Below are 23,589 nucleotides of genomic sequence, written 5' to 3' on the forward strand. Positions count from 1 at the left end.
CGGCCGGCTCTACCTCACGTGGTGCGCAGCGCCGCCAGCGATTCGGCCTGCAGCCGCTCGTAGATCTCGAACTCGTCATTCACCGCCACGCCCAGCGCCTGCTCGAAAGCCTCGCGGTTGGCGTGCGCGGCATACGCGCGCTGTTCTTCGCCGCCCAGGTTCGACTGGAAGATGCCCGCGGCACTGACCGGCAGGAAATCCTCGTAGACGATCGGATCGGCCGTGGCCAGGCCGGCGGCCACCAGCACTTCGGCAGGCAGATCGGCCACGCGTTCCGGCGCGGCGCGGCCGGCGTCGGTCAGCTGGTAGCGGTAGTAGCCCAATCCTTCCTGGCGCAGCGTGTCATGGTCATCCGGGAAGCTGGCGAATACCGCCTGCAGGCGCTGCCCGTAGTCGCCACCGGTACTGCCTTCGCCACCGGCATCGCGTGCCTGCGACAGCAGCTGGTCGTACAGCGCGCGGCCCTTCGGGGTCAGCGCAAGGCCGCGTTGTTCGATCTCGCCGAAGCGCGCGGTATGGGTGCCGGCATCGCCACCGTCCGCATCCGGGAAATGCACGGCCTCTTCCAGCGCCTTGAAGCTGGTCTGGCGCAGCAGGATCGGGCAGGCGCGGCGCGGCGGCCCTTCGATCACCGCCTTGGCCGCCATGCCGTGCTCGATCATTGCCGCCTGCGCCGCGTCGATGTCCAGCGTGCGCGGGGTCAGGTGGTTGATGTGCGGGCCACGGAAACTGACCACGTCGGCCACCAGGCGGTGCGCATTGTGCAGCGCGTGGTAGGTCGGCAGATCGACCGTGGCATCGCCGTGCCAGCGGAAGGTTTCCAGTGCTTCGTCGACGAAGCGCTCGGCGTCGGCCTGCGACAGGCCACCGTCACGCTCGGCCTGGTCGATCAGCGCCAGTGCGCCGTCGGTGAAGATGCGGCGGCGTGCCAGGATCTTCGCCGACTCGCCACGCAGGGTTTCGTCTTCGATCAGCTCCAGGCGCAGCAGCGAGGTGAACACGCGGAACGGATTCTGCGCCAGCGCGGCGCCGGTCAGCGGGCGGAACGCGGTGGAGTGCACCGGCACGCCGGCTACCGACAGGTCGTAGTAGCCGACCGGGTACATGCCCATCACCGCGAACAGGCGGCGCAGCGTCGCCAGCTCCTGCGCGGTGCCGACGCGGATCGCGCCATGGCGCTCTTCGTCCAGGCGCGCGCGCTCGTCGTTGCGCTGCAGCTGCGCGGCCAGTGCCGGGTCCTGGGCAAGCACCTGCGCGTTGATCCGCTCCACCAGTTCCACCAGCGTGCCGTACAGCGGCACTTCGGTGCGGTACATGCGGGACATGGCCTGCGCGAACAGGCGGCGGATCACATCAGGCGAAACGAAAGAGGCGCTCATCAGTCACTCGATTACGGGAACGGGGAACAGCTCGGACCCGTATTGTCGCCGGAGCGCGCGGCGGCGGCGATACGCAGAGCAACATGGCCGGGTAGTGCCGGCCGCTGGCCGGCAACCTCCTGATGCCTGTAAGGATGCAGTTGCCGGCCAACGGCCGGCACTACCGCTTCAACTGGCGCTTCAGGGTGGCATCCAGGGTGATCGGCCGGTCCCAGTGCTGGTAGCTGGCCACGATGGCATGCCGCACAGCGCGGTAATGCAGGTTGTCCGGCTTGGCCGGCATGCGCTTCACCACCGCTTCCCAGCCGCCCTCCGGGTCCTGGCTGAAGGCGCGCACGCTGTCGCGGCAGGTCTGGCCGCTGGCCTTGGCCCAGAAGCAGGCGAAATAGATATCCCCGGCCTGCCAGCCATGGGTGGTGAACAGCGCATTGATGTAGCCGCGGGGGACATCGGCGTAGCGCGACACTTCATCGAGGAAGGCATCGGGGTAGCGTTCGGCGTAATGGTTGATGTCCTGCAACTGGGCATCGATCCAGCGGTCACCGGTTTCCACGGTATACGCCGCCGAACGCTCGGCGGTCTGCTGGGCCGGCACGGTGGCCGGCACCAGCAGCAGGGACAACAACAGCGCGCGCAGTCGGACGTTCATGCCCCGATTCTGCCGCAGCTGCCGGGCCCTGTCAGGCCGCCGCAGCGGCCTTGGCCTCGATCGCCGCCAGTGCGGCCGGCCAGTCGTGGGCGGTATCGGCGGTGACCATGCGCGGTTCGTCGTCGGCCACGCCGTGCTGGGTCTCATGGGCCCAGGTCACCGCGTACGGGGTATGCACGCCCCAGCCACCCAGGGTCACCACCGGCTCGATGTCCGAGCGCAGCGAGTTGCCGACCATCACGAAGCGCTGCATCGGCAGGTCGAATTCGGCCAGCACGCGGGCGTAGGTTTCCGGGTCCTTCTCGGAAACGATCTCGATGCGCGGGAACAGCTCGGCCAGGTTGGCGACCTTGATCTTCGCTTCCTGGTGGAACAGGTCGCCCTTGGTGATCAGCACTACCGGGTAGTGCTCGGCGATGGCCGCCACGGCTTCGCGCACACCGTCGATCAGTTCCACCGGGTGGCGCAGGGTATCGTGGCCGATATCCAGAATGCGCTGGATGTCCTTGGCCTCGATGCGCTGGCCGGTGATGTCGATGGCCGCTTCGATCATCGACAGGGTCATGCTCTTCACGCCGTAGCCGAAGGTGCCCAGGTGGCGCTGCTGAACTTCCAGCAGGTGGCGCGCGGTCTGGGTGTCGTGCACGTCGACATAGCGCGACAGCAGGTCAAGGTAATCCTGCTCGGCCTTGCGGTAGTAGTCCTCGCTCTTCCACAGCGTGTCGTCACCGTCAAAACCGACCAGGCCGATGGCGCGCGACGGCGCAGGCGTGGACGTGTTCATCGGCCAAGGATACAGGGGTGGCGATGACGAGAAAAACCCGGGCGGCCGCAGCCGCCCGGGTCCCCATGCACCGGTCTTCCCGAATCAGGTCTGGATCAGCGGCCCTGCGCCGCGCCGGCACCCGCACCGGCCTGCTGCGCGGCCACGTAGGCCTTGTACTCGTCGGCGCTCAGCTCGCCGTCCTTGTTGGTATCGGCCTGGTCGAACACCTGGGCCAGGCCGGCGTTCACCTGCGCCTCGGTCTTGCTGATGGTGCCGTTGCCATCGGTATCGATGCTGGCCCAGGTCTGGCCACCACCGTTGGCCTGCGCCGAGGCCGCTGCGGCCGCATCGGTCGCCTGGTCAGCCGCCTGCCCGGCCTGTGCTGCCGCCTGCTGGGCCTGCGCCGCTTCATTCTGCGCATGTGCGGCCTGCTGCTTGGCCGACTGGGCCATCGCCGGAATGGCCAGCACGCTGCCAGCGGCGACGATCAGGGCGATCAGGGGCTTGCGGTTGCGAATAGTCATCAGGGGTGTCTCCTGCATATTGGGTGGTGTTGCGCGGCCTGTTGTTTCCGCACGGCACCTACCCTGCCACCGCGTTTCTGAATCGATTTTGGGCCGCGACCGGCCTCCACACGCACGATTAACCACTCGCATCCACGCATGCTTTAGCGCGCTGGTTAGCGAGGAGTGAGCGGCTCATAAGATGCGCATTCAACGCCTCTGCATTTAACCGGCAGGCAACGAAAAACCTGCGTCAGTCGACGGTTTTTTCCAATGACCGCGAACTGAACAACACCCATCCCAAGGCGACACCGGCGAGCGCGCCGGCGATTTCCAGCACGACACGGCTGCCGAGCTCGTTCGGATCGTGGATGGTGGCCAGGAACAGGCGCGCGTACAGCGGCGACTCCAGTCGCACGATGCCCATGTAGAACAGCTTCCACGCATCGATGCCAGCGGAGGCCACCACCGAGATGACGCAGGACCAGCCGATCGCATGTCCCACCGACCAGTGCAGCAGCCGGCACAGCCGCGACCACACGAAGTACACCAGCAGCCCGACCAGCAGGGCGATGGCGCCGGCTTCCAGGGTGCCGAGCAGGCCGAAGTGCAGGGGAAGGTTCATCGGGTGGGCTGGGATGAAGAGGCGGCCAGTGTAAGGGATCTGCGCAGGACCCAATCGGCAGCCACAGTGGATCCACGCCATGCGTGGATGAATCTCCATCCAAATCGAATATCTCGACGATTGAACAAGGAGCAGCCGAGCATGGGCTCGGCTCTACAACGGACCACGCGGGAAACTGTCAGAGGCGGGGCGCAGCCCTGCCGATGCCCCTACCGTACCGGGACATCGTACGCGGTGCCGGGATCCGGTTCGGGCTGCAGGGTGTAGTGCCACCACTCCTGCGGATAGTTGACGAAGCCCCGCCGCGCCATCGCGCGCACCAGTTGCTGGCGATTGGCCTGTTGCGCATCGCTCAATCCGCTTGCCTGCGTATGCGCGCGTGGACCGAAGAAATCGAAGTCGGTGGCCATGTCCAGCGGCGTGCATGCACCGCTGCGGCAATCCAGCAGGCCCAGATCAACCGTGGCGCCACGACTATGGCCAGAGCGCTCGGCGATGTAGCCGTCGGCCAGCAACCGTGGTTTGTCCAGGTCCGGGTACTGCTGTGCCTTGCGCGAGCGCTCGCGCGGATCGTTCACCCAGGCCATGAAGGCCTGCACCGAACGCACCGGCCGGTAGCAGTCGTAGAGGCGCAGGCCGAAGCCATCGCCGCGCAGGTCCTGTTCCACCTGTGCCAGCGCCTTCGCCACCGGCGCCAGCAGATAACACGATGGCGCCTCGTAGCCGGGCACGCGCGCCCCGGTGAAGTTGTTGGCACCGGCGTAGCGGATATCCAGGTCGATGCGCGGCGACAACGTGCGGATCTCCACCAGTCCGGCGCTGGCCGCGTCGGTTGCCGGTGAAACGCGCGGTGGCTCAGCGGCGCTGGTGGTCGCCGCCAGCGCAGTCGCCAGTACGAGTGAAGTGCAGATCCTGGAAGTCATAGCTGAAGTCGATGTCCGGGTCGATGGCGCGCAGGTCCAGCGTCGGTGCCGGGCCTTCGCCTGGCTGCAGCCACGCCTGCGCCTCGTCGCCCAGCGTATCCCAGCGCAGCAGCCAGCGCCCCTGCAGCTGCAGCACCGTGGCCTGCAGCCGGGGCGACTTGTCCACGCTGAAACGCAGGCCGTCCTTGCCCGGGCAGAGCGAGGCCGCGCCCAGCCACGGATCGCGGTAGCGGCCCTGCCAGCGGGACAGGTCCGTGCGGCTCGTCTCCTGCGCCGCCGCGGTGGATGGCCGCGAATGGCCGGTCGCGGCCCGCGTTGCCTGGTCAGCCTTCAGTTCGGCCAGGTATTCCATCGCCGGACGCGCATCGTCCGCTGCGGTGAAGCGCTTCAGCGCGGCCTGCATCAGGGCCATGCGTGCGTCCTCGCCTTCGCCGTTGATCAGCATCACCACGCCCACCTTCCGGTCAGGCAGCAGCGCCAGCGATGAATACATGCCTGACAGCGTGCCGGTGTGCGCCACTTTCCACTGGCCGTCCATGTCGGACACGCGCCAGCCATAGCCGTAGCCGTAGAAGTGCGCGTTGTCCCAGCGCCGCTGGCGTTCACCCAGCGGCATCGGCATGTGCAGGGTCCACAGCGTGCGGCGCTGCTCCGTGTCCAGCCAGCCGGGCGCCAGGGTGGGATCGAGCAGCACCTGCATCCAGCGCGTCATGTCGCGCAACGAACAACGGATGCCGCCGGCCGCCATCGACGGCAGGTCCGGGCTGGTTCCACCATCGGCGTTCACCACTTCATTGCGTTCGCCACGCCAGGCATGCGGCTGCGCTACGTTGCCCACGCGTTTCACCGACCACGCCCCCACCTGGCAGCGCGTCATGCCCAGTGGTTCGAACACCTGCTCGCGCATCAGCTGGTCATACGGCTTGCCGCCCGCCGCAGCGGCCACTTCACCGGCCACCACGTACATCAGGTTGTCGTAGGCATAGTGACTGCGGAAGCTGCTGACCGGCTTGAGATGCGCCAATGCGGCGATGATGTCGGCACGGGTGAACGCGTTCGGCTCCGGCCACAGCATCAGGTCCCCGGCGCCCAGGCCCAGGCCGCTGTTGTGGATCAGCAGGTCGCGCACCTGCATCTGCTGGCCCACCCACGCATCGTGCATGCGGAAGCCCGGCAGATGCCGCTGCACCGGATCATCCCAGCGCAGCCTGCCCTGCTGCACCAGCCGCGCCAGCAGTGCAGCAGTCATCGCCTTGCTGTTGGAGGCGATCTTGAACAACGTGTCCTCGTCGATGCGGCCGCCATCGCCACGCGCGCCCTCGGCGTGGCGATAGACCACCTGCCCGTTGTCGACCACCGCCATCGCCAGCCCGGGCAGGTGCTCGAGCTGGACGACGGCAGCGACATCGGCATCGAGGGAGGCGGTCGCGGTGGTCTGTGCCACCGCAACCGGGAACACCGCCAGCGCCGCCGCGCAGACACAGTTTCGAGCCTGCCGTGCGGGCTTCAGTAGGCCCATGTCACGGTCAACTGCGCATAGCGCGGTGACTGGAAGCCGGTGCCGTAGCGGTACAGCGGGTTCGGCGTGCCGATGCTGTCCTGCGGCTCGTAGTCCTGGTCCACGGTCACCACGCGCTGCTGGTTGAGCACGTTGTACACCGCCAGCTTCAGGCGCAGATCGGTGGGAATCGGTACCTTGTACGAGACGCTCACGTCCAGGTCATAGGTCCAGGGCGTGCGGCCATCGCCACCGCGTGGCGAATGCACGAACACGCGCTGGGATGGAACCGTCGCCTGGCAGTTGGACACGCACACGTAGTAGCTGTGGAAGTCGGTGTCGTCGAACGGATTGCCGGCGCCGAAGCGGGTAATCGGGCTGCCCGACTGCACGCCCAGGGTGGCGGCCACGCTCAGGTTCTCGGTCAGCGCGTAGCTGCCTCGGAACTTGAACTGGTGGCGGCGATCATTGGCCAGGTAGCCGTAGCCACCGTAGTTGACCCAGGGGTTGTCGAAGTTCTCGGTGCGCCCTGCATCGGCGAAGTCGGTATCGGAGTTGACCGGGCCCTCTGCGTTGCCGCGACCGTATGCAAGGGTGTAGGAGGCGTTGAAGCCCCACTTGCCGTCCCAGGCGCGGTCGACCTGCAGTTCCAGCGCCTTGTAGTCACGCTTGGGCTTCACCCAGCCGCGCTGGCCGACATAATTGCCGTTGTCGTCATACAGCGCCCAACCTTCCTTCGAGGTGTCGATGCTGATCCAGCCATCGTTGCGGCCGTCGCAGTCGGTGTCACCCCATACGGTGTTGGTGCGGCCCGGGTTGCCCATGATCCACACGCCGTCGATGGCGCCGCACTGGCCGGTCGCGGTGATGTTCATGTCATCGATGGCATTGTGCAGGCGCCGGTAGGTCACGCTGGCGCCCACCGACCAGGCCTCGTTGATCATCTGCTGGAAGCCCAGGATCGCTTCATCCTGGTAGACCGGGTCCATGTCCCGGTTCACTTCCGCGCGCAGGTCCGGCACGCTGCCGTCGCCCTGCGAGTTGTCCACTGGGCCGATCTGCGCGCCCAGGTTGGGGATGTTGTTGGCTGCGCCGGTGTAGCCGAGGAACTCGTACCAGGTGCGCTCGTCGAGGAAACCACCGGCCTGCTTGATGTTGATGACGTTGGCCACCGGCAGGAAGTATCGGCCCAGGTTGCCGAACACCTTGGTCGTGCCATCGCCGCGCACGTCCCAGGAGAAGCCCAGGCGCGGGGCCAGCATGTCGTCGATCTTGATGTAGCTGCTGCCGTCGCCGCCCTTGTTGTCGAAGGCTTCCAGGCGCAGGCCCATGTTCAGCAGCAGATTCGGCGTCACCTGCCAGTTGTCTTCCAGGTAGTAGGCCGAGTTGATCGTCTCGAAGGCCCCGTCCACTTCATAGCGACGGGTGCGCACGACCACGCCGCTGGCCGGCACCACGCCACCGTTCAGCGAGCTGCCGGGAGTGCGGTAGTAGATGTCGTAGCGGAAGCCGCCCGGGCCCGGATAGGCGCGGCTGTAATCGGAGGTGTTCTCTTCCCGATCCAGGCCGAACCGCAGCAGGTGGTTGCCCAACGTCCATTCGAAGTCCGCGCGCGCGGCCTTGCGCGTGTCCAGCGCCGACTCCAGCTGCGAGCTGCTGGTGCAGCTGCGGTCGCCCTGCAGTGACGGCGGCACGCCCTGGCCGGCCGTGCGGTTGTCGAACACGCGGTTGCAGTTCTGGTCCATCAACGAGCTCTGCACACGGTTGCGCTTGTTCTCGCCGTACATCAGCTTCATGGTCAGGTCGTTGTTGACCTGCCAGCTGTAGGTACCGGACCAGTTCTTGCCACCCACCGTGTTGTAGATCTGGTTGCTGCGCTCGCCCACGGTCTGCCCCGTGGCGTAGTCGTAGGCGTAGACGTCGGTGAGGGTCTTGCTCTTGTCCGAGAAGCCGAACAGCGACAGCATCTGGTTGTCGGTGATCTGCCAATCGATCTTGCCGCCCCAGAACGGATCATCGGCCTTGCCCTGGCTCAGGCGCGTGCCGGCATCATTGGTCGAGGTGGGACGGTAGTCGCGCGCCTCGTACATGCCGAAGAAGAACAGGCGGTCCTGCACCAGCGCACCGGAAGCGAACACATTCAGCGCGCTGCGGCTGTAGTCGTCGCGGCTGGCGGTGATGTAGCGGCTGCCGCTGCCGTCGTAGCGGTCGCGTGCCTGCGACTGCCACGCGCGCGGCTCGAACACCAGTTCGGCACCGGCCTTGAAATCGTTGCTGCCCGAGCGGGTCACCGCATTGATGACGCCGCCGGTGCTGCGCCCGAACTCCACCGAGTAGCCGCCCGTCTTGACCTGGAATTCCTGGTAGAACGAGAACGGCACCGACGAGAAGCCGACCCGGTTGTAGAAGTCGGTGACGTTCAGGCCATTGATGTAGACGGTGTTCTCGGCCACCGACGAACCGCCGAAGGAAATGCCCTGCCCGCCCAGCGACCCCTTGCCCTTCACCGCGCCCGGCGCGAGCAGCGCCACCGCGGTGATGTCACGGTCCACTGGCAGGCGCGACAGTTCCTCGCGGGTGATGTTGGTGGCCGACTCGGTGGACTTCACATCCACCATCGACACCACCTGCGGCGCCCGCACTTCGACCGTGCCCAAGGTACTGACCGCACCCAGCGGCACGTTCACCGTGGTCGCGCTGCCGAGACTGACCGTCACCTGGCCGACACGGCTGGCGCCTCCACCCGGCAGGCTCACCTCCATGTCATAGGTGCCGACCGGCAGCAGCGGAATGCGGTAGCTGCCGTTGGCTTCGGCCTGCACGGAGCGTACGAAGCCCGTTGCCGGGTTGCGTACGGTCACCGTGGCACCGGCCGGTACCTGGCCGGCATCGCTGACCAGCCGGCCGACCACTGAACCATCCTGTGCGAATGCGCTGGGCGCGATCACGCCCAGACACGCCCCGAGAGCGACGCACAACGCCGCCCGCTTGATGCTGTAAGCCTTCATCCCCTGCTCTCTCCTGCAAGAATTGAATGGTGTGGAATGCGATGTGTCGCGCTAGCGTTGCCTGGCTGGCAGTACCCGCCACTGGAAGTCGTAGCTCCATTGGTCGAAGTACAGGTTGCCGCCTGCCCACTCGGCCTCGCCGCGCTGCGAGTCGACCGTTTCCGAGCGGAAGTGCTGCTTGGCCGGCACGAGGGGCTGGCCGAAATCATCGTTGAAGGCGATGCGGTAGCCATCGAGGCCACCCAGGTAGAAGTTGCGCAGGGCCGGCACATCGCTGGCCAGTGCGCCGGTGGTCACGTCCATCGGCAGCCAGCCATACGGCGCCAGGTAGACCTGTCCCCAGTCATGCAGGTTGTTGTAGCCACTGCCATCGTCGGAGAACACCATGCCCGACTGCCAGCGCGCGGGAATGCCGTTCAGGCGCAGCAGCGCGATCAGCAGCAGGGTCTGCTGCCCGCAATCGGCATGGCCGGAACGCAGCGCGTAATCGCTGATGTTGCTGAGCGTGGAATATTCGCGCGCACCGGCCCAGGGAATACGGTCGACCGCAGCAAACAGCTTGCGCACCACTTCATATGGGCGCGTCTCGCCCTGCAGCACCTGTTCGGAGAACAGCTTCAACGCAGGGGTGAAGCGCACATGCGGCAGCTGCTCGGCCAGATACGGCTTCAACGCCGTATCGGCCGGGGTCGGTTGCACCACGGCCGGGTCGATCGCGGTGTGCCGGGCGAAGATCGTGACCGCGTAGCGGATCTCGAAGCGGGTCGGCTGCCCGGCCACCGCTTTGGCCTCCAGATAGGCCGTGCGTTGCAAGGTGCTGGCCGGTGCCACCCGCGCCTTGCCTGGGCTGCTGCCCAGCCACTGCACCTGCTCCTGCTGGCCGGGGATCTCGCGTGGGTACGGAATCCAGGCACGCACGGTTTCGCCGGCCGGCACGGCATCGGCCTTCACCGTGAGCGATTGGGTGAATTCGATACGCTGCGGCAGCACCGACGCCCGGCCACTCTGTTCGGCCGCGGCGACCACGCGCGTGTGGTGCGCGTTGAGCACTTCGTTGGGCCCTGGAGGCGGCATCGGTGCATCCGCACGGCGGCGTGCGCGTGCTTCGTCGCTGAGCAGGAACAGGTTCGACGGTGCGCGCTTGAAGTACCAACGCTCGCCATCGATATCGAGATGCTCGATCAGGCCAAGCTGGTCCCAGCGCGCGAATTCCTCGTCGGTCAGGTCGGGAATCCAGCGGCGCACGGCAGACTTGGCGGCGGTTTCGTCGAGGGAAAGATCCAGGCGGATGCGGCGCATGCGCTCACGCTGGAACGCGCCTTCGGTAGCATCGCTCCCAGTCGCCAGCAACGCATCGGCGTCGCTGAAGCGGCCGCCGTCGATCAGGTCGATCACCTGCGCCTGGCGCGCACGCTGCTGGCTGCTGCGCCCGTCTGCCGCCTGCGTGACCGACACCCACAGCAGCAGCGCGGCATACAGGCCGGCAGCAGCAGGCAGACGCGGTTTGCGAATGGCAGGATCCACAGCGACACTTCCCCAGCGCGGGTGGTAACGGCTGTGTAACACGGGCCGGGATGCCGGTCAATAATTTATTCTTGCTTTCGATGCCGAAAGGAATAAATATTCCACAAGGCATTCGAGGAGGGTGTGCACCGCATGAGCCTGGCTTCCCGCGAACGGCACCGGCATTGGCCGCGCCGCTTGACCCTGGCCCTGTGCCTGCTGGCCGCACCGGCCTTTGCACAGGCCGCCCCGGCGCCCGATCCCGGCGCACCGCTGCCCTATGTGATCGGCCTGCACGAGGCCTACCTGACGCCGCAGTACTGGGCGGCGCGTCTGGACAACGCCGATGCGCCGATCCTGGATCGCGCGCAGATCGAGGCGCAGAACGCACGGATGCGGGCGCAGGACAGCCACATCCAGGACATCGCGGCGCTGCCAGCCCAGCTTGATGCGGCGACGGTGCGTACCAGCATCACCGCGCTGTCGAGCTGGCCCACGCGCACCCTCTACAGCGACAAGGGCACGCCCATCGCGCCGGCCCTGCGCAGCGCGATCGAAGCCAACCTCGGCCTTGATGCAATCCCCGCCCAGGTGGCACCGGCCTACGGGCTGGTGGTGAAGCGTGCCGCACTGCGCACCTTCCCCACCCGCGAGCGCGTCTTCAGCACCGTCGGTGACACCGACATCGACCGCTTCCAGGAATCGGCACTGTTCCCCGGCGACAAGGTCGCCGTGGTCCACCGCAGTGCCGACGGCCGCTGGCTGTTCGTGCACAGCGAGCGCTACAGCGCGTGGATCGAAGCCGACGCCATCGCCAGCGGCGACAAGGCCACGGTGCTCGGCTACGGCGCGAAGGGACCCTACCGGATCATCACCGGTGCCACCGCGCAGACCGCCTACACCCCGGAAGAACCGCGTGTCTCGCGCCTGCAGCTGGACATGGGCGTGCGCCTGCCGGTGCTGGCCGACTGGCCCGCGTCAGAACCGGTGAACGGCCAGCAGGCGCACGCATCGTGGGTGGTGCAGCTGCCGGTACGCGAGGCAGATGGTCGCCTGAAACTGGTACCGGCCCTGCTGCCGCGCTCGCAGGACACCGCCGCCGACTACCTGGCCCTGACCCCGCGCCTGTTGCTGCAGCAGGCCTTCAAGTTCCTCGGCGAGCGCTACGGTTGGGGCCACGACTACGACACCCGCGACTGCAGCGGTTTCGTCTCCGAGATCTACCGCAGCTTCGGCGTGCTGCTGCCACGCAATACCAGTGCACAGGCGGTCAGCCCGGCGCTGGATCGCCTGCCGTTCACCGGCAAGGACGGCAAGGCACTGCGCGACCGTGCCGTCACCGACCTGAAGGTCGGCGATCTGGTCTACATCCCCGGCCACGTGATGATGGTCATCGGCCACGTCGACGGTCGTACGTGGGTGATCCACGATACGGCGGGCGGCAGCTGGTTCGGTGCCGACGGCACGCGCGTGCAGGCCCATCTCAATGGTGTTTCGGTCACGCCGCTGGAGCCGATGATGGCCAGCGATACCGTCCGCTACATCGACCGCATCACCAACATCCAGCGCCTGCGGGCCAAGACTCCTGAATGAAGATCACCGCCATCGAACTGGGCATGCTGCGCGTGCCGTTGAAGACACCGTTCAAGACCGCCCTGCGCACGGTGGAAACCGTGGAAGACGTGGTGGTGCTGATCCGCACCGACACCGGCAACACCGGCTATGGTGAAGCCCCGGCAACCGCCGTGATCACCGGCGATACGCACGGCTCGATCATCGAAGCGATCCGCCACTTCATTGCCCCGCGCCTGATCGGCCAGGACGTGGTCAACCTCAACCACCTGTGCACGCTGGTGCAGACCGCGATGGAGCGCAACACCAGCGCCAAGGCGGCGGTGGAGATCGCGCTGTACGACCTGTGGGCGCAGCTGCACGGCGCCCCGCTGTACCAGATGCTCGGTGGCGGCGACCCGGTGATCACCACCGACATCACCATCAGCGTGGACTACATCGACAAGATGGTGGCCGACTCGCTGTCGGCAATCGAACGCGGCTTCGAGTCGCTGAAGATCAAGGTCGGCAAGGACATCGGCCTGGACATCGAACGGGTCAAGGCGATCCATGCCGCCGTGGAAGGCCGCGCCCTGCTGCGCCTGGACGCCAACCAGGGCTGGACCGCCAAGCAGGCAGTGCATGCGATGCGTACCCTGGAAGACGCCGGCGTGGTGCTTGAACTGCTGGAGCAGCCGGTGAAAGCGGCCGACATCAGCGGCCTGAAGTACGTCACCGACCGCGTCAACACGCCGGTGATGGCCGACGAAAGCGTGTTCAGCCCGAGCCAGGTGATGGACCTGATCCAGCAGCGCGCGGCCGACATCATCAACATCAAGCTGATGAAGACCGGCGGCCTGTCCAACGCGATCCGCATCGCCGACATTGCCGGCATCTACGGCGTGCCGTGCATGATCGGCTGCATGATCGAATCGAGCATCAGCGTGGCCGCCGCCGTGCACCTGGCCGTGGCCAAGAGCGATGTGATCACCAAGGTCGATCTGGACGGCCCCTCGCTGGGCCAGTTCGATCCGGTCAGCGGCGGCGTGCATTTCAACGAATCGGAGATCAGCATCAGCGACGTGCCGGGGCTGGGCATCACCGAAGTGCGCGGGCTGGAGATGCTGGGTTGATTTCTGCCTTGCGGCTGACGTTGCGTGCCACTGACGTTGGGTCGCGCGTTACTTTTCTTTTCGCGAAAAGAAAAGTAACCAAAAGAAACGCTCCGCCGGCCGCGAGCCGGTGCTACGCACCGGTTCCCTGCGCTCCTCGGCCCGTCGAGGGACGGCGCGGGAACTCGCTGCGCTCAGACACCCGCGCCTCTTCGCCCTCGCCGGACCTGCGGTGCTCGGCTCGCTTGAAGGCGGACTCAACGTCAAAGGCAACAACTGCACTCCGTAATCTCTTCGCGGCTGGAACCCATCCGACCCATTCCATGACACGCTCTAAGCTGCCAACCGCAACGCGCCTACACATGCCCGGACACCCCGCATGCCGCCCCTGCTGAAGATCCGCACCGAGCGTGGGCAGATGTCGGCCATCGAGCGCCGCATCGCCGACTTCATCCTCGACAACGCCCACCTGCTGCGCGACTACTCCTCCCAGCAGCTGGCCAGCGCGCTCGGCATCAGCCAGTCCAGCGTGGTGAAGTTCAGCCAGAAGCTTGGCTTCAAGGGCTACCCGGATCTGAAGTACTCCATCGGCCAAGATGTGGCCCGCGCAGGTGCCGATCCGCAGCAGGCGCCCGACGAACCCGACAGCGGCGATGACTACCTGCGCCTGGGCGAGGCCCTGCGCCGCAGCAAGGCGCAGGCCGAGGAGGAAACACGCCAGGCCAATCCACGCGGGGAGATCGAGCGCATCGTGCAGCTGCTCGACGGTGCGCCCAAACTGTTCGTCTACGGCCTGGGTGACGACGGCCTGTTCGCCCGCGAGTTCGCCATGCGGCTGTCGCTGCTCGGACTGCTGGTGGTGCCGCATACCGATCCGATCCTGATGCTGGCCAACCTCTCGGCCGCACGCCCCGGCGATGCGCTGCTGATGTTCTCCGAGTTCGGCAACCTGCCCCAGCTTTCACAGTTGTCGCGGCAGTTCCAGGACATGGGTGGCAAGGTGATTTCCATCACCCGCCACACCGCCAACCCGCTGCGCGCGCATGCGGATGCGGCACTGGCGGTCTGCGCGCACGACCGCACGCCACAGGTCGCGCAGCTGCTGTACCGTAGCGCCATGCACGCCCTGCTCGATTTCCTGTTCGTGCTGCTCTGCCACACCAATCCGGATCGCCAGCAGCAGCTTGCGGTGAACCTGGAGCGGATCGACCACCTGCTGGATTCCTGATCGGAGCACCTGTTGATGAAATCGCTGGTTCGCCTCGCTACCGCTGCACTGCTGCTTGCTACGGCAGTGTCCGTTCACGCGGCGCCGCTGGATGGCGCGCGCCAGCTGATCGTGGTCACCAGCGAAGGCTGGGACAGCACCCAGGGGCAACTGCAGGCCTATGTGCGCGACGGCCAGGGCTGGCACCCGCATGGCCAGGCGTTCCCGGTGGCGCTTGGCCGCACCGGCAGCGCCTGGGGCCTGGGCCTGCATCCGGCACAGGCCGATGGCCCGCAGAAGCAGGAAGGCGATGGCCGCAGCCCGGCCGGCATATTCGCGCTCGGCAGTGCGTTCGGCTATGCCGTCACCCGCCGCGGCACTGCCATGCCCTACCAGCCGATGCTGGACAGCAGCTACTGCATGGACGTACCCGGTTCGCCGTTCTACAACCGCATCGTCGATGAAAAGAAGGTCGGCAATGCAGCGGTCAAGGGCTCCACCGAGCCGATGCGGCTGGACCTGCACAACAAGGGCGACGTGCGCTACCGGGAAGGCTTCGTCATCGCCCACAACCCGGACAACCAGCCCGGCAAGGGCAGCTGCATCTTCGCCCATCTGTGGCGCCAGCCCGGCGAGGCCACCGCCGGCTGCACGGCCATGCCGCAGGAACGCATGCAGGCACTGCTGGACTGGCTGCGGCCGCAGGACGCGCCGCGTTTCGTGCTCCTGCCGCGCGCGGAGTACAAGCGCCTGCAGGCGCAGTGGCAATTGCCCGCGCTGGCCGGAGACGTCCGTTGAGCACGCAGGACGAACCGCAGCTGCAACGCGCGGTCAGCCGCTGGCAGATCGTCGGCCTGTCGATCAACGATGTGATCGGCAGCGGCATCTACCTGCTGCCGGCCGCCACCGTCGCCCTGCTCGGCCCCTTCAGCCTGTGGGGCGTGGTCGCCGCTGGCATCGTCGTCGCGCTGCTGGTGCTGTGCTACGCGCAGGCCGCCAGCTACTTCGATGAACCCGGCGGCAGCTACCTGTATGCACGCGAGGCGTTCGGGCGCTTCGCCGGTTTCGAGATCGGCTGGATGATCTGGCTGACCCGCATCAGCTCGGCCGCTGCGCTCAGCAACGCGCTGGCCGACGCGGTTGCGCGTTTCTGGCCGTGGGCCGATGCCGGCCTGGGCCGCATCGCGGTGATCGTGGTATCGCTGGGCTTCCTCACCGGCATCAACATCATCGGCGTGCGCTCGGCCGCGCGTACCGGCGTGGTGCTGGTGATCGGCAAGATGCTGCCGCTGCTGCTGTTCGTGGCCATCGGTGCGTTCCACATCGACCCACAGCTGGCCTTCTCCGGCCAACGCCCGGACCCGCATGACCTGCAGCGCATGGGCGAAGCCGCCTTGCTGCTGCTTTACGCCTACGCGGGCTTCGAGAACATCCCGGCCGCCGCCGGCGAGTACCGCAATCCGCGCCGCGATATTCCGTTCGCCCTGATCACCATGATCATCACCGTCACCGTCATCTACGGCGCGGTGCAGGTGGTGGCGCAGGGAACGCTGGCCGGCCTGTCCAGTTCGGCCACCCCGCTGGCCGATGCCGCCGCCGGTTTCGGTGGCGAAGCACTGGCGCTGATCCTGACCGTCGGTGCCACCATCTCCATCCTCGGCACCAACAGCAACACGATGATGATGGGCCCACGCTTCCTGTTCGCACTGGCCCGCGATGGCTACGGCCCGAAGATCCTGGCCCAGGTGCATCCACGCTTCCACACCCCGGCCGCGTCGATCCTCTGCCAGGGCCTGATCGCGCTCGGCCTGGCCCTGTCCGGTTCGTTCGTGCAGCTGGCCCTGCTGTCGATGACGACGCGCCTGTTCGCCTACATCGGCACTGCCGCAGCAGTCCTGGTACTGGCCAAGCGCTACGCCGACCGCCCGGGCGCCTTGAAGCTGCCCGGCGGGCCGTTGATTCCGGTGCTGGCGCTGCTGCTGTGCCTGGCGCTGTTCGCCAGTGCCAGCTGGCAGAACATCGCTGCTGCGCTGGTGGCGTTCGCCATCGGCGCGGTGATCTACACGCTGCCGCGAAAAGATACCGACGCCGGATGACCGATAGCGCCGGGCCATGCCCGGCGGATTGATCTGGTGATCACGCTGCCGGACCGGGCCGTTAACCGCCACACAGGCACGATCGGGCTACGTCCACAACGGAGCCTTCCATGACCGAGTACCAGATCCCCGGCCGCGTACCGGACGACAGCACGCCGCGCGACGCGATCAGCAACTACTGGCGCGAACGCTACACGGCCGAGCCGTACTACGACGACCAGCTGTTCTTCGAGGACTACGAGCCGGCCTATCGCATCGGCCACGCCGCGCGTGCACAGGACATGATCCGCGCCTATGAACAGGTCGAGGCCGAGCTCGAATCACGCTGGGCCAACGAACGCGGCCGCAGCCGCCTGGACTGGGCGCAGGCACGCAATGCGGTGCGTCGTGGCTGGGAGGAGGCACAGCTGGCGGATCCGCGGCTGGCACGATAGCGCCAGGCTTCTGTAGAGCCGAGCCTGCGCTCGGCTCTCGCACCTCGTCTGTAACGTCGAGCCACGCTCGACTGAGCCGAGCATGGCCCGGCTCTACATCGGATCGATCACTCCTGTTCCGGCAGCGGCGGCACGATCGCGCTGCGCTTACTCTCGCCCCCACCGGCGGCGATCAGGTCGCGGGTGTTCTTCTGCACCGCCACCGCGCCGAACAGCGACAGCGCATACGCCATGCCATAGAAGCCCTTCTCACTCGGCGCCAGCGTGGCATTCCACAGGCCGACCAGCAGCAGCATCAGCGCCGACAGCAGCGCGAACCAGCACAGCGCGTAGTACAGGCCACTCACCGGAATGCCTTCGACGCGGTCGCGCACGCTCTTCTGCAGCGACACCGCCGCGAACAGGCCGAACAGCAGCAGGGTCAGGTAGTAGCCCTTCTCGTTGAGCGCCATCGTGGCGTTGAACAGGCCGATCAGGTACGCCGCCGCCCCCAGCAGCAGGGCCACCCAGGAGGCGGCGATGAAGGCGGTGGACGGCTTGTGGGGCATGGCAGTGTTCATTGCAGGTCCTTGGCAGGCAGGCGGGCACGCTTTGCCCGGGCGTGCCCACCCTAGACGATCCCGCCGCGCTCGCACAGGGGGGCGCAGGACCTTCGGGCCACGACGCTCACGGCGCCGGTGGTATACAAGGGACAGCCCGGCCATCCGCATCCCCGCACTGGAGATACCCATGACCCGCACGCCCCTGCTGCTCGCCCTCGGCCTTGTGCCGATCCTTGTCACCTCCGCCTGCAATGCTGCCGATCCGGCCGCCAACGGTGCGCAGACCGCCACGGCGGCCTCTGCCGCCACCGACCAGCGCCCGTTCAACGCCACCGAAGTCAGCCGCTTCGACCAGCCCTGGGCGATGACCTTCCTGCCCGACGGCAGCCTGCTGGTCACCGAAAAGCGCGGCAAGCTCCAGCACCTGGACCCGGCCAGCGGCCAGAAGCACGAGATCACCGGCGTTCCGAAGGTCGCCTATGCTGGCCAGGGTGGTTTCGGCGACATCATCCTGCACCCGGATTTCGCCCGGAATCATGTCGTTTACGTCAGCTATGCCGAGGAAGGCACGCTGGATACCCGCGGTGCCGCGGTGGCCCGGGCCACGCTGGCACTGGATGCCAACGGCGGTGGCCAGCTGAAGGACCTGAAGGTGATCTGGCGGCAGAGCCCCAAGGTCAGCGGTGAGGGTCACTACGGGCATCGCCTCGCCTTCGGCCCGGACGGCAAGCTGTGGATCAGCTCCAGCGAGCGCCAGAAGTTCGATCCGGCCCAGGACATGGGCAGCAACCTCGGCAAGATCATCCGCCTCAACGACGATGGCAGCCTGCCCGCCGACAATCCGTTCGCGTCGCAGGGCGGGGTGGCCGCACAGGTGTGGTCGCTGGGCCACCGCAACATCCTCGGCATGGCCTTCGATGCCAACGGCAAGCTGTGGGCGCACGAGATGGGCCCGGCCGGCGGCGACGAACTGAACCTGATCGTGCGTGGCGCCAACTACGGCTACCCGATCGTTTCCAACGGTGACCATTACGACGGCCGGCCGATTCCCGACCACGATACGCGCCCGGAATTCGCCGCGCCGAAGGTGACCTGGACGCCGGTGATCTCGCCGGCCGGCTTCGTGATCTACAGCGGCAGCCTGTTCCCGCAGTGGAAGGGCAGCGGCTTCATCGGTGGCCTGTCGTCCACCTCGCTGGTGCGCGTGGCCTTCGATGGCGACAGCGCGCGCGAAGCCGAGCGCTTCAACATGGGCGAGCGCATCCGCGAAGTGGAACAGGGCCCGGACGGCGCGCTGTGGCTGCTGGAAGACGGCAGCAAGGCGCGCCTGCTGAAGCTCACGCCGAAGACCTGAGGTAGTGCCGGCCGCCGGCCGGCACCCTGGATCCTTCCGGCATCCTGCGGTTGCCGGCCAGCGGCCGGCACTACCCTTGCCAAACGGCCCCGCACGCGGGGCGTCTGCATTCATTGGATGGTGATGACCTTCACCTCGGTCTTCGTGCAGGCCTGGTCCAGGCACTGGCCGCTCAACCACACCTGGCCGCTGCCGATCATCACGCCCTGCTGGTTGACGAACACCTTGCCGAAGTCCTGCTCGGACACCGCCTTGACCACCTCCGGCGTGATGATCTTCTCGTAGTTGCGCTGGAACTCTCCGGGGCCGGAGATCTTCTTTCCGCCGCTGATGTTCAAGGGGAATCGCACTTCCTCGACCACCGCAGCGCGATCACCGCCGACCACGGCGGCCTTGAACGCATTGAAGACCTTTTCGAACTGCGCGGCATCGCCGAGCAGCGACTCGATGCGCGCACGCGCATCCTCGGCGGACACCTCGGCTGCCGGTGCGGCAGGTGCAGCGGCGGCTTCGGCAGCCGGCGCCGCCGGTTCAGCCGCAGGTGTCGAAGCAGCACTGGCCTCCATCGGCGGCGGCGCATCCGCTGCAGGCTCGGCCGGCGGCGCCGGCTGCGAACAGGCCGCCAGCAGCAGGGCGGGAATCAGGTAGGCCATCCGGCGCATGCGCGCACTCCATCGAACAGGAGGCCCGATGGTAGCGCCGCCACAGTGAGGACCACAAAAAAGGGGACGGAGGGGATTAAGTCGTTTTGGCACAAACGACTTAATCCCCTCCGTCCCCTTTTTTTCGATCAGGCCTTCAGCAGCTCGAACTGCACCGCTTCGCCGGCGGCCGACGAGGCACAGACCCACAGGTCGAACTGGCCCGGCTCGGCACGCAGCACGCCGTCGCGGCCGGTGAAGGCCAGTTGCTCGCGGGTCAAGGTGAACACCACTTCGGCTGACTCGCCCGGCTGCAGCGCCACCTTGCGGAAGTCCTTCAGTTCACGCACCGGACGCACGCGGCTGGCCACGCGATCATGGATGTACAGCTGCACCACTTCCTCGCCCGCCACGCGGCCGGTGTTGGTCAGCACGGTGGTGATGGTCAGGGTGTCGTCCCAGCCGAGCTGTGCCGTGCTCAGCTGCGGCACGCCGTAGGCGAAGGTGGTGTAGCCGATGCCATGGCCGAACGGGTACAGCGGTTCATTGGGAATCTCGCGCCAGCGCGCCTTGAACTCCGACATGGTCGGCAGTTCCGGACGGCCGGTGCGCGGGTGGTTGTAGAAGTACGGCTGCTGGCCGGACACCTGCGGGAAGCTGACCGGCAGGCGGCCGGACGGGCTGTAGTCGCCGAACAGTACATCGGCCACGGCATGGCCGGTCTGCGTGCCCAGGTACCAGGTCACCGCCACGGCCTGCGCATTGCGCACTGCGCCCTGCAATGCCAGCGCGCGGCCATTGCGCAGCAGCACCACCAGCGGCTTGCCGGTCATCGCCACGGCCTCGGCCAGCGCCTGCTGTGCCGGCGGCAGGGTAATCTCCACGCGCGACTGTGCTTCGCCGCTGTAGCGCTGCGGTTCGCCCAGCGCCAGCACCACCACGTCGGCACGCAGTGCGGCAGCCACAGCGGCTTCCGTGCCGCCCGGAATCGCGGCTTCCAGTTCGCAGCCCGGCACGATTTCCAGCAGCGCTTCGTCGCCGATGGCGGCACGCACGCCGGTTTCCAGGTCCACGTAACGCTGCTTGTCGCCGAACAGCGTCCAGCAGCCTTCGATGTTCTCGCGGTCCTGCACGAACGGGCCGATCAGCGCGATCTTCTGCCCGGTCTTCTGCAGCGGCAGCACGTTGTCACGGTTGTTCAGCAGCACGATCGAACGCCGCGCGGCATCGCGCGACAGTTCGTCATGCGCGGCAATGTGCGAGGTATCCGCTTCGCGCGCCGGGTCCAGCGAACGGTACGGGTCGTCGAACAGGCCGATGGTCTCCTTCAGCCACAGGATGCGGCGCACGCCCTCATCCAGCACCGCCATCGGCACCTCGCCGCTCTCGACCAGGCCGGGCAGGTGCTCGGCATAGAAGCCGCTCTGCATGCTCAGGTCCAGGCCGGCGGTGAACGCCTTGGCCGTGGCATCGCGGTCATCGGCGGCATAGCCGTGCGCGACCAGTTCCATGTCGGCGGTATAGTCGGAGATCACCACGCCCGGGAACTTCCATTCGCCGCGCAGGATGTCGGTCAGCAGTTCGGCATTGGCACTGGCCGGCACGCCATTGATGTCATTGAACGAGGACATCACGGTGATCGCGCCGGCCTCGAAGGCGGCCTTGAACGGCGGCAGGTGCACGTCGCGCAGGGTCTGCGGCGAGATGTCCACCATGTTGTATTCCATGCCGGCCATCACCGCGCCGTAGGCGGCGAAGTGCTTGGGCGTGGCCAGCAGCGAATCGGCCGCACGCAGGTCGCTGCCCTGGAAGCCACGCACGCGGGCGGCGGCGAACGCACAGCCCAGCACCACATCCTCGCCGGCACCTTCGGCGCCACGGCCCCAGCGCTGGTCGCGGGCGATGTCCACGGCCGGCGCATAGGTCCAGTGCAGGCCCGCGGCGGTGGCTTCGATCGCAGTGGCGCGCGCGGTGCGCTCGGCCAGGTCCGGCTCGAAGCTGGCGGCCTCGCCCAGCGGAATCGGGAACACGGTGCGCATGCCGTGGATGACGTCGGCCGCCAGGATCACCGGGATACCCAGGCGGCTCTCCTCGGTGGCGACCTGCTGGATGCGGCGGCCCAGTTCGGCGCCCACACCATTGAACAGCGAGCCGACCTTGCCCTCGCGCACTTGCTGCAGCACCTGGTCGGCATTGCGCACGTTGGCTTCCGGGTTCACGTCCGGGGCGAACGGGCGGACCATGTCCGCGAAGACACCCAGCTGGCCGACCTTTTCCTCGACGGTCATCTGGGCAATGAGGGATTCGATGCGATCGGAGGCCACCGGCAGTCCTTGATGAAAACGTTTACAAGCCCGGCATTCTAGCGATCCCGAGCCGTTTGGCGAGAGGTTTCTTCATTCAGTTTCAGCCACCAGGGGGTCCGTATGGCCCCGCCGGGGGCACCGCAGCTTACTCCGAGCCGGCCAACTGGCGCTGCCCGGCCATCAACATGGCGTCACTGGAGGCCTGGAATACCCGCAGGCCGAAGGCCGGCAGGATCGCCAGCAGGTGGTCGAAGATGTCCGACTGCACCGCCTCATACTCGGCCCAGGCAGTACTGCGGGTGAAGCAGTAGAGCTCCAGCGGCAGGCCCTCGGTGGTCGGCTGCAGCTGCCGTACCAGCAGGGTCATGTCGGTATGGATGCCCGGGTGGCTGCGCAGGTAGCGCTCCACATAGGCCCGGAACGTACCCAGGTTGGTCACGCGGCGGCTGTTGACCTCGGCCACGCCCTGCTCGCGCAGGCGCCCGTTCCACTGCCCCAGTTCCTGTTCCTTGTCGCGCAGGTAGTCGCGCAGCAGCGCGAACTCGCCGAGGAAGGCCAGGTCACCCTCGTCCAGGAAGCCGACGCTGTGCTGGTCCAGGTACAGCGCGCGCTTGATCCGGCGCCCGCCGGCCTCCTGCATGCCGCGCCAGTTCTTGAACGACTCGGTCACCAGCTTCTTGGTGGGGATGGTGGTGATGGTCTTGTCGAAGTTCTGCACGGTGATGGTGTGCAGCGCGATGTCGATGACGTCGCCGTCGGCGTTCTGGCTGGGCATCTCGATCCAGTCGCCGATGCGCACGCGGCCATCGCCACTGATCTGCACGCTGGCCACCAGCGACAGGATGGTGTCCTGGAAGATCAGCATCAGCACCGCCGTGGCCGCGCCCAGGCCGGTGACCAGATAGCGCAGGTCGACGCCCGCCAGGGTAGCGACGATCGACAGGCCGGCGATCACGAAGAGGACGATCTTGGCGACCTGCAGGTAGCCCTTGATCGGCTTGTTGCGTGCCTCGGGACGGCGCTCGTACAGATCGTTGGCCGCATCCAGCGCATGCGAGATGGCCAGCACCACGGTCAGGATCGCCCACGCCTGGCAGGCGCCGATGATGAAGCTGACCAGGCCCGGCGGCAGGTCCGGCACGATGCGGATGCCCGAGGCGATCACTTGGCTGGGCACCACGTTCGACAGGCGCGAGATCACCCGCATCAGGTGGCTGCCGCGGCCAGTGTCAGCGCCCGGAAGGCGGCTCAGCAGCCGCCGCAGCCCGCGCAGCAGGATGCGCTTGGTCACCCAGTTGGCCAGGCCAGCGGCGATCAGCAGCGCCGAGATCATCAACGCCAGGTAGGCGCCGGGATAGGGTTCCAGTGTGTTCTGCAGCCGTTCCAGCCACTGTACCGCCACCACCGCGTCCACCATCAGTTGTCTCCTGTCTGTTTCGTTGTTGCCAAGGTTGCCAGCCAGCGGCCGGCACTACCGGGGTTGTCGGCCAGC

The 23,589-nt window shown here is 67.0% G+C and carries 20 protein-coding genes; 7 read left to right on the forward strand and 13 right to left on the reverse strand.

Going from position 1 to position 23,589, the window contains the following annotated elements:
* Positions 1-14 precede the first annotated feature (14 nt).
* The 9 genes from hglS to ACUVWL_RS15530 form a co-directional block, all read right to left on the reverse strand.
* On the reverse strand, positions 15-1,379 hold the full coding sequence (gene hglS, locus ACUVWL_RS15490; protein WP_445978540.1) for a 2-oxoadipate dioxygenase/decarboxylase HglS: 1,365 nt from the start codon (positions 1,377-1,379) through the stop codon (positions 15-17).
* Positions 1,380-1,539: 160 nt separating this feature from the next.
* Positions 1,540-2,028: a hypothetical protein gene (locus ACUVWL_RS15495; RefSeq protein ID WP_032960973.1), complete on the reverse strand. Its 489-nt coding sequence runs from the start codon at positions 2,026-2,028 to the stop codon at positions 1,540-1,542.
* 31 nt (positions 2,029-2,059) lie between these two features.
* Positions 2,060-2,812: an HAD family hydrolase gene (locus ACUVWL_RS15500; protein ID WP_049397778.1), complete on the reverse strand. Its 753-nt coding sequence runs from the start codon at positions 2,810-2,812 to the stop codon at positions 2,060-2,062.
* Between the two features lie 95 nt (positions 2,813-2,907).
* On the reverse strand, positions 2,908-3,318 hold the full coding sequence (locus ACUVWL_RS15505; RefSeq protein WP_014035758.1) for an EF-hand domain-containing protein: 411 nt from the start codon (positions 3,316-3,318) through the stop codon (positions 2,908-2,910).
* A 232-nt stretch (positions 3,319-3,550) separates the two neighbouring features.
* Entirely contained in the window at positions 3,551-3,922 is a 372-nt protein-coding gene (locus ACUVWL_RS15510; protein WP_046428249.1) for a hypothetical protein, read from the reverse strand.
* Positions 3,923-4,131: 209 nt separating this feature from the next.
* Positions 4,132-4,845 (reverse strand): M15 family metallopeptidase, encoded by a 714-nt coding sequence (locus ACUVWL_RS15515; protein WP_232017601.1) that lies wholly within the window; start codon positions 4,843-4,845, stop codon positions 4,132-4,134.
* A complete protein-coding gene (locus tag ACUVWL_RS15520) occupies positions 4,778-6,364 on the reverse strand; it encodes a serine hydrolase (RefSeq protein WP_445978541.1) in 1,587 nt (528 codons plus the stop codon). The genes ACUVWL_RS15515 and ACUVWL_RS15520 overlap by 68 nt, the downstream gene beginning before the upstream one ends.
* Positions 6,352-9,351, reverse strand: coding sequence for a TonB-dependent receptor (locus ACUVWL_RS15525; RefSeq protein WP_241884924.1), 3,000 nt, complete (start codon positions 9,349-9,351; stop codon positions 6,352-6,354). Before ACUVWL_RS15525 ends, ACUVWL_RS15520 begins: the two co-directional genes overlap by 13 nt.
* Positions 9,352-9,402: 51 nt before the next feature.
* On the reverse strand, positions 9,403-10,875 hold the full coding sequence (locus ACUVWL_RS15530) for a transglutaminase-like domain-containing protein (protein WP_445978542.1): 1,473 nt from the start codon (positions 10,873-10,875) through the stop codon (positions 9,403-9,405).
* A gap of 132 nt (positions 10,876-11,007) precedes the next feature.
* On the opposite strand from ACUVWL_RS15530, the gene ACUVWL_RS15535 reads away from it, so the two are divergent.
* The 6 genes from ACUVWL_RS15535 (at position 11,008) to ACUVWL_RS15560 (ending at position 17,254) form a co-directional block, all read left to right on the forward strand.
* Complete coding sequence (locus ACUVWL_RS15535; RefSeq protein ID WP_445978543.1) at positions 11,008-12,447, forward strand: C40 family peptidase; 1,440 nt, start codon at positions 11,008-11,010, stop codon at positions 12,445-12,447.
* Positions 12,444-13,538, forward strand: coding sequence for a dipeptide epimerase (locus tag ACUVWL_RS15540; protein ID WP_014645715.1), 1,095 nt, complete (start codon positions 12,444-12,446; stop codon positions 13,536-13,538). Before ACUVWL_RS15535 ends, ACUVWL_RS15540 begins: the two co-directional genes overlap by 4 nt.
* Positions 13,539-13,896: 358 nt before the next feature.
* Positions 13,897-14,745: a MurR/RpiR family transcriptional regulator gene (locus tag ACUVWL_RS15545; protein ID WP_032957791.1), complete on the forward strand. Its 849-nt coding sequence runs from the start codon at positions 13,897-13,899 to the stop codon at positions 14,743-14,745.
* 15 nt (positions 14,746-14,760) lie between these two features.
* The gene (locus ACUVWL_RS15550) at positions 14,761-15,522 is read left to right on the forward strand and encodes a L,D-transpeptidase family protein (RefSeq protein WP_049441421.1); all 762 of its coding nucleotides are present in this window, start codon (positions 14,761-14,763) and stop codon (positions 15,520-15,522) included.
* Complete coding sequence (locus ACUVWL_RS15555) at positions 15,519-16,820, forward strand: APC family permease (protein ID WP_014645712.1); 1,302 nt, start codon at positions 15,519-15,521, stop codon at positions 16,818-16,820. The genes ACUVWL_RS15550 and ACUVWL_RS15555 overlap by 4 nt, the downstream gene beginning before the upstream one ends.
* A gap of 110 nt (positions 16,821-16,930) precedes the next feature.
* Positions 16,931-17,254 (forward strand): hypothetical protein, encoded by a 324-nt coding sequence (locus ACUVWL_RS15560; protein WP_014645711.1) that lies wholly within the window; start codon positions 16,931-16,933, stop codon positions 17,252-17,254.
* Positions 17,255-17,361: 107 nt separating this feature from the next.
* On the opposite strand, the gene yiaA is transcribed toward ACUVWL_RS15560, so the two are convergent.
* Entirely contained in the window at positions 17,362-17,814 is a 453-nt protein-coding gene (gene yiaA, locus ACUVWL_RS15565; protein WP_014645710.1) for an inner membrane protein YiaA, read from the reverse strand.
* Positions 17,815-17,983: 169 nt separating this feature from the next.
* Here yiaA and ACUVWL_RS15570 point away from each other — a divergent pair, with 169 nt between their 5' ends.
* Complete coding sequence (locus ACUVWL_RS15570) at positions 17,984-19,150, forward strand: PQQ-dependent sugar dehydrogenase (RefSeq protein WP_329768405.1); 1,167 nt, start codon at positions 17,984-17,986, stop codon at positions 19,148-19,150.
* Between the two features lie 110 nt (positions 19,151-19,260).
* On the opposite strand, the gene ACUVWL_RS15575 is transcribed toward ACUVWL_RS15570, so the two are convergent.
* The 3 genes from ACUVWL_RS15575 to ACUVWL_RS15585 all read right to left on the reverse strand — a co-directional run bounded on the left by ACUVWL_RS15575 (position 19,261) and on the right by ACUVWL_RS15585 (position 23,514).
* Positions 19,261-19,812 carry a hypothetical protein gene (locus tag ACUVWL_RS15575; protein WP_049441418.1) on the reverse strand — a complete coding sequence of 184 codons (552 nt, stop codon included), beginning with the start codon at positions 19,810-19,812 and terminating at the stop codon, positions 19,261-19,263.
* Positions 19,813-19,940: 128 nt separating this feature from the next.
* Positions 19,941-22,115: a glycoside hydrolase family 3 N-terminal domain-containing protein gene (locus ACUVWL_RS15580; protein WP_014645707.1), complete on the reverse strand. Its 2,175-nt coding sequence runs from the start codon at positions 22,113-22,115 to the stop codon at positions 19,941-19,943.
* Between the two features lie 127 nt (positions 22,116-22,242).
* Positions 22,243-23,514: a mechanosensitive ion channel family protein gene (locus ACUVWL_RS15585; protein ID WP_046428231.1), complete on the reverse strand. Its 1,272-nt coding sequence runs from the start codon at positions 23,512-23,514 to the stop codon at positions 22,243-22,245.
* Positions 23,515-23,589: the final 75 nt, after the last annotated feature.

The organism is Stenotrophomonas muris, from assembly GCF_052751275.1.

Excerpts from the sequence above, each read along its gene's own strand:
- hglS (WP_445978540.1), bottom strand. The coding sequence starts at position 1,379 with ATGAGCGCCTCTTTCGTTTCGCCTGATGTGATCCGCCGCCTGTTCGCG.
- ACUVWL_RS15495 (WP_032960973.1), bottom strand. The coding sequence starts at position 2,028 with ATGAACGTCCGACTGCGCGCGCTGTTGTTGTCCCTGCTGCTGGTGCCG.
- ACUVWL_RS15500 (WP_049397778.1), bottom strand. The coding sequence starts at position 2,812 with ATGAACACGTCCACGCCTGCGCCGTCGCGCGCCATCGGCCTGGTCGGT.
- ACUVWL_RS15505 (WP_014035758.1), bottom strand. The coding sequence starts at position 3,318 with ATGACTATTCGCAACCGCAAGCCCCTGATCGCCCTGATCGTCGCCGCT.
- ACUVWL_RS15510 (WP_046428249.1), bottom strand. The coding sequence starts at position 3,922 with ATGAACCTTCCCCTGCACTTCGGCCTGCTCGGCACCCTGGAAGCCGGC.
- ACUVWL_RS15515 (WP_232017601.1), bottom strand. The coding sequence starts at position 4,845 with ATGACTTCCAGGATCTGCACTTCACTCGTACTGGCGACTGCGCTGGCG.
- ACUVWL_RS15520 (WP_445978541.1), bottom strand. The coding sequence starts at position 6,364 with ATGGGCCTACTGAAGCCCGCACGGCAGGCTCGAAACTGTGTCTGCGCG.
- ACUVWL_RS15525 (WP_241884924.1), bottom strand. The coding sequence starts at position 9,351 with ATGAAGGCTTACAGCATCAAGCGGGCGGCGTTGTGCGTCGCTCTCGGG.
- ACUVWL_RS15535 (WP_445978543.1), top strand. The coding sequence starts at position 11,008 with ATGAGCCTGGCTTCCCGCGAACGGCACCGGCATTGGCCGCGCCGCTTG.
- ACUVWL_RS15540 (WP_014645715.1), top strand. The coding sequence starts at position 12,444 with ATGAAGATCACCGCCATCGAACTGGGCATGCTGCGCGTGCCGTTGAAG.
- ACUVWL_RS15545 (WP_032957791.1), top strand. The coding sequence starts at position 13,897 with ATGCCGCCCCTGCTGAAGATCCGCACCGAGCGTGGGCAGATGTCGGCC.
- ACUVWL_RS15550 (WP_049441421.1), top strand. The coding sequence starts at position 14,761 with ATGAAATCGCTGGTTCGCCTCGCTACCGCTGCACTGCTGCTTGCTACG.
- ACUVWL_RS15560 (WP_014645711.1), top strand. The coding sequence starts at position 16,931 with ATGACCGAGTACCAGATCCCCGGCCGCGTACCGGACGACAGCACGCCG.
- yiaA (WP_014645710.1), bottom strand. The coding sequence starts at position 17,814 with ATGAACACTGCCATGCCCCACAAGCCGTCCACCGCCTTCATCGCCGCC.
- ACUVWL_RS15570 (WP_329768405.1), top strand. The coding sequence starts at position 17,984 with ATGACCCGCACGCCCCTGCTGCTCGCCCTCGGCCTTGTGCCGATCCTT.
- ACUVWL_RS15575 (WP_049441418.1), bottom strand. The coding sequence starts at position 19,812 with ATGCGCCGGATGGCCTACCTGATTCCCGCCCTGCTGCTGGCGGCCTGT.
- ACUVWL_RS15585 (WP_046428231.1), bottom strand. The coding sequence starts at position 23,514 with ATGGTGGACGCGGTGGTGGCGGTACAGTGGCTGGAACGGCTGCAGAAC.